This is a genomic window from Collinsella aerofaciens (genome assembly GCF_005845035.1).
GTDB classification, from domain to species: domain Bacteria; phylum Actinomycetota; class Coriobacteriia; order Coriobacteriales; family Coriobacteriaceae; genus Collinsella; species Collinsella aerofaciens_I.
In genome coordinates this window covers 1-3,043 of record NZ_SPFO01000039.1, presented here as the reverse complement: position 1 = coordinate 3,043, position 3,043 = coordinate 1, and the positions used below count along the sequence as shown (strand labels likewise).

Annotated in this window: 1 protein-coding gene and 1 pseudogene; one reads left to right on the top strand and one right to left on the bottom strand. The window is 56.2% G+C overall.

The window, feature by feature from the left end:
- Positions 1-474 (top strand): annotated as a pseudogene (locus FGQ67_RS09920) (IS30 family transposase); the annotation flags it as partial.
- Positions 475-700: 226 nt separating this feature from the next.
- On the opposite strand, the gene tet(W) reads toward FGQ67_RS09920, so the two are convergent.
- The gene (gene tet(W), locus FGQ67_RS09915) at positions 701-2,620 is read right to left on the bottom strand and encodes a tetracycline resistance ribosomal protection protein Tet(W) (protein WP_138341780.1); all 1,920 of its coding nucleotides are present in this window, start codon (positions 2,618-2,620) and stop codon (positions 701-703) included.
- Positions 2,621-3,043 lie beyond the last annotated feature (423 nt).

The following is a 3,043-nucleotide window of genomic DNA, read 5'->3' as shown; positions in this document are numbered from 1 at the left end:
CTGGAGGGCGTGCGCTCGGTGCTGGGCGCCGACGGCATGGGGAGGGTCTTCCGCGCCGTGCTCACCGACAACGGCGCCGAGTTCTCCGACGAGGCGGCGATCGCGGCGCTGCTCGGCGAGGGGCCGGGCGAGACGAGGCTGTTCTACTGCGACCCCAGGCGCAGCGACCAGAAGGGCGCCTGCGAGCGCAACCACGTCGAGATCAGGAAGCTGCTGCCCAAGGGCGCCGGAATCAGGTTCGACCGGCTCGTCCCGGCCGACCTGGCGCTGGCCATGTCGCACGTGAACTCCGAGCCCCGCGGCGCGCTCGGCTTCGCGACGCCCGCGCGCGCCTTCAGGGCGATGCTCGGGGAGGACGCGGCGGCGCTGCTGGACGCCTACGGCGTGGGGGACGTGCCGCTCGGCGATCTCGACCTGACGCCGGGGCTCATCGAGAGGGCGCGCGCAGAGAGGGGCGATGCCCCGCTGGCCTAGCCTGGAAGAAAAACGGAATAGACGGACCGACCGTCCGGCTGAGTCTGGGAAGAGGTGCCGGGCGGCGGGCGGAGCATGGCCACCGGACCCATCGAAACACATCTCCACCGTTCCTTCAACTGGGAAAATGCCGCCCCCGGGTCCCGGATAGGACCTCGGGGGCGTTCGACTAACTGCGGGAGCGTGCCGTCAGCTCAATGTGTTCGGCTGAGATCGGAAATCAATCTCAAGTGATCTTACTGAACATATGGCGCACCTTGTCCAGGCGGCTGTTTGGACGGCGGGGCTGGATGACCGGCTCGCCGACAACGGCCTGATACCCTTTCAGTTCTGTCAGGCATACGCTCCGCCCGTTGGTGTAAAAGGCCAGATCAGTACGGTATGCCTGTATGCAGCGGCCGGGAATCTCGCCAGTAAAGACAACTTCATCCTTTTTTACTTGGGCCGTTTCGATGGTGGCACAGTATTTCGGCGCATCATGATAAGCTCTGGAAAGGTATTCCTGGGGCGCATAGAGGGTGAAGGAGAGATAAGGTTCCAGCAACTGCGTCCCTGATTCTTTCAATGCCTGTTCCAATACAATCGGGGCCAATGAGCGAAAGTCCGCCGGCGTGCTGACCGGACTATAATAAAGTCCGTATTCAAAGCAAATCTTACAGTCCGTTACGTTCCAGCCACACAAGCCTTGCTCCAGACCGTAACGGATACCATCCATGACAGCGTTTTGAAAACTCTGGTTCAAGTATCCCAGGGAAACCCGGCTCTCGTATTGTACACCGGAGCCAAGCGGGAGCGGCGTAACAGACAGTCCGATGGATGCCCAAAACGGGTTGGGCGGCACCTCGATATGGATGGTGTGGCTGGCCACTTTGAGCGGCCGCTCTAAATAAATGACGGTGGGTTCCTTCACCGCTGTTTCAATCTTGTACTTTTCCGCCAGCAGAGCGGAAACAACCTCCAACTGCACCCGGCCTAAAAAAGAAAGAATGATCTCGTGGGTGATGGAATCCACCTCGTAGCGCAAAAGCGGGTCAGTATCCGCAATTTGCGTAAGAGCGTCCAGCAGCCGTTCTCTTTGCGCTGCCGTTTTCGGCGCAATCGTCGTCCGCAGCATGGGGAGGGGGGCATCGCGCCACCTTTCACGAGGAAGCCGGGTGTCGTCCCCCAATACGTCGTTTAATCCCACGCTGTCGCTGGGAAGAATGACAATTTCGCCCTTATGGGCGGTGTCTGTCCGAACAATCTCCCCTTTGGATGGAATACGCATCTCTGTGATTTTCAGCTTTTCTCTCCCGGCCAGGGCCACCGTATCCCGCAGGTGCAGCGTTCCGCTGTATAGCCGCAGATAGATGAGCCGCTGGCCGCAATCTGTATACTCCACCTTGAAAACGCTGCCGCATAGGGCGGCGCTCCCCTGTTCCCCAATCGGTTGGAACAGCCCTGTCACCGCATCCATCAACGGTTGAATGCCAAGGCCCTTTTTGGCGCTGCCATGATAGACCGGGAACAGGGAGGCGTCTTGAACCCGCCGCTGTTCCTCCCGCGCAAGTTCTTCCCGGCTGATTGGTTCTCCTGCGATATACTTTTCCAATAATTCATCGTTATTTTCGATGACCGCATCCCATGCTTCTATGTCGGTATTTTCCTCCAGGACTATTTCCGGGGGCAGCGACACCGTCTGCTTGATGATAATATCGACGGAGAGCTTATCCCGAACAGACTGATACACGCCCTGCAAATCAACGCCAGCCTGGTCGATCTTGTTGATAAAGATAACGGTGGGAATGTTCATTTTCCGCAGGGCATGGAACAGAATACGGGTCTGGGCCTGCACGCCATCTTTAGCGGAGATCACCAAGATGGCCCCATCTAAAACAGCCAAAGAGCGGTACACCTCCGCCAAAAAATCCATGTGGCCGGGCGTATCCACAATGTTGACTTTACATCTGTGCCACTGGAAGGAAGTGACTGCCGCTTGAATGGTAATCCCACGCTGCCGCTCCAAAAGCATGGTGTCCGTCCTCGTTGTTCCTTTTTCGACGCTCCCCGGTTCTGAAATGGCTCCGCTGGCATATAGCAGGCTCTCCGTCAAGGTTGTCTTTCCAGCGTCTACATGGGCAAGAATCCCGATATTGATAATGTTCATGTCTATCCTCCGTACAAGGCCCAAATGGGCGCAAAAATCCCCAGCGGCTAATACTTTTACCGCTGGGGATCATGACTTCGGACACACAGAAGTATGCACGGCTTACATGAGCCGCTCTCCGTCACGATATTTACCAAAAAGGCAAAAGTATTCTTAAATTGGGTACAAAAACTAAGCCCCTGCAAGGGGCAATCATTTTTGCGCCCATTATCAAATTTTATTTAAGAATACCTTGCCGCATATTTGGTAGACTCCTCAAATCAGGAAAATAGCAGTATATCATAGTACGCTCTAAAAAACAAGAAATTATTTTACCCGATTCCCCAAATAAATCAGGCCTTGATTATCATTTTCATTGCAACAGCCTCAGGACTCAGCGCAACGCGTTGCGCTGAGTCCTGAGGCGCGAATCCGGGTAGGCAA